1 protein-coding gene is annotated in these 2,734 nt (G+C 45.5%); it reads right to left on the reverse strand.

Going from position 1 to position 2,734, the window contains the following annotated elements:
• Nucleotides 1-930 precede the first annotated feature (930 nt).
• A partial coding sequence (locus P8O70_20770; protein MDG2199274.1) for an Ig-like domain-containing protein occupies nucleotides 931-2,734 on the reverse strand: 1,804 nt, incomplete at its 5' end.

The following is a 2,734-nucleotide window of genomic DNA, read 5'->3' on the forward strand; positions in this document are numbered from 1 at the left end:
GGTTCTTGGAAGTTACAAATCAATGAACATGTTTCGAGTTGAGATGGCCGAGGCTGAGGATGCCACAACTATTCAGATAGACAAGTTGAAGCCCGAGAGCAAAATACACAATTTAAAGTTAATTTACATGTTTCTATAACAAAAATGTCATTTATTGAAAAAGTAATAATGAGAAGTAACTGGTCAAGAAAATCGAAGCCAGATTCCTTCTTTCAAGTAGGATGTGGCAGTGCTCACTTCAGGAAGGGTGGAATGTAGGCAATCAATTTTAAAAAATTACAGACTGCTCAGGACTTTCTTTAAAGGACAACTTCAAAAACTGTGTTTTTGAGATTTTCCTTAGCCAGGTGGAAGTAGCGCATCAGCATTTGCATAGTCTGAAGGACCAGTAACTTAACTACTAACCTCAGATCTAAGCCCTGTTTGAGCATGAAATGGCACAAGAATGGTGTAGGTCCTACTAACTGAGTCCAGAAGGCTTATTTGAGGATTGTTTCCGATTGTTTATGACGATCCATGATCTGTTCCTTGATCCAATTCGGAGATAGTTCATCACGACCAACAATTCAGAGCTTTGAATGATACTCCCTGAGTAGTTTCATTGCTTCTCCTAGAACAGGTATCTTTCTAATATCCTCATTTTTGGTTTGTTGAAAGGTTAGATAGTTTTACTCATAATCTACATTTCTTCAGCATATTCCCAAAATCTCAAAATTTCGATGCTGGTTGCTCTTCTGGGTTAGCCTACAGTTTCCTGGATGTGTTGGCAGTCAGTTGGAATTATTGGCAGAAGTTGAATACAAGAACAGGCAAGTAAGCATTTGTGATTTGCTTCAGTGTGATCAGGTTAGCACTGGTTATCAGTTAACTCAGGCAGTTCAATGCTTCTCTAAGTGGCAAGAATTAAATGTTTAAATTATGCAATTGGGATCATTGCGCTTTAAACTGGAGGATAAATTCTTTCCGTAAAGGATTTCTACGAAGGTCTTTCAAGGCTTTAGAAATCCTCAGGGTGTAGTTGTCTGCCGTGTATTGCACACTGGGATCTATGGTCAGAGTGAAGGGGGAACTGGCATTGTCAAAGGTCAGGTTGGCGATGGTGACCTGTGTTCCGTTGTCACGAGTGAGACTGAATGCATTGGCAAGTGTGCTTTGATCAATTTCCTCGCTGAATTTCACGGTGAGGTTGTCAGACACATTAATGTTGGTGTCGTTGTCTGGAGTCGTATTGACTACGAACGGAGGTTGAGGGTCATAAACGTGATAGAGCGCCTGGATCTCTGCTAAGTTTAGTGCCCGATTGTAGATGCGGATGTCATCGATGGAGCCCTCAAAACCATCTGCTCCGCTTCTTTGCCCAACAATAAGATTTGTTGATGTGGTATCTAGCGAAGTCTGAAACGACTTAGTCATTGAACCATTTTTGTAGAGAGACACCCTACTGCCATCATAAACAACGGCCCATTGTTCCCAAATGTTTGAAGCGACTTCTTGAGTAATGTTGTCATGACTATCGGTCCCGCCATAAAAACTGATATTGTCGCTTCCATGAATCCAAGTGCCAAAAGCTTTTCCACTCAAAGGACTTCCCCAGTAAACGAGTAACTCGACACCGGAGTCAGTGCTGAGTTCTCGATCCACCTTTTGCCAGTAAACCAAAGTTCGATTGTCACTTCCAGAAATGTTGATCGCACCTATGGAGGTAAGATTATCCCCACCATCGAAAGAATAGGATTGATTTGAGTGAGAAAACCGATCAGCAGACAATGATGCTCCGTTGACGATCAAATCATTCCCCTCGATCACATCCTTGGAATTGTTATCCATCGGGTAGTGCGCCACCAAGCCACGGTCCAACTCAATCGTTGCGGGGGTTGATAGTAAAGTGATGATTACTTTTCCATGGCCTGAGTTTGCTCCAGAGGTGTTGGTTTGGTTTGTTCCGGAATTGTAGGAACCACCTCCACCGCCAGCCTTTTGATTAGCTAAAGTATGTCTGTATTGACCGCCACCTCCCCCAGAGTATCCGCCACCACCTCCCCCACCATAAGATCCAGAACCACCTCCACCGAATCCAAATCCACCATCACTATTTGAACTACAGCCTGCGCCAGTTCCTCCTAAACCCCCATTTGGTTGGCTTTTGCCTGCGCCATTTCCACCCAAAGTGCCGGTAGATGAAGAACCACTTCCTGAATAACCATCGCTAAACCAACCACCTCCTCCGCTAGCCCATCCACAATCGCCTGAGAAGTAGCCGCCTCTTCCTCCTTGGCCACCTACTCCCCCGCTTCCACTTGAGGAAAGGCCGGACGTTGCTATTGTTCCTGAGAGTCCTGGGTCTCCCTGTGTTGAAGCTCCACCGCCACCGCCTGCAACGACTAGTGGTTGACTTGAACCCACAAGATTGATCCCCGTTCCACCACCACCACCACCTGAATTTCCAGTAGTCAATCCTTGTTGTCCGACCAATATCTCTAAGGTTTGGCCTGAAATTAGTTCAAATTGCCCGCTCATGATGGCTCCTAACCCACCTAGCCCTGAACCTTCTGCACCCCCCTGAGCAGCAAATGCCTCAACCTGATGCGTACCAGTTGTCGGTACCCTCCACTCCTGAATTCCCTGCGTGGTGATGTTCACAGCACCAGCAAGATTGGTGGAGGAGTAGGCAGTGTTAATCTGAGCTTGAGTCGGCCCAAGTCGTCCCGTTGCCCCAGCATTGGTGAAGTTCCGA

The organism is SAR324 cluster bacterium, from assembly GCA_029245725.1.
Taxonomy (GTDB): Bacteria; SAR324; SAR324; order SAR324; family NAC60-12; genus JCVI-SCAAA005.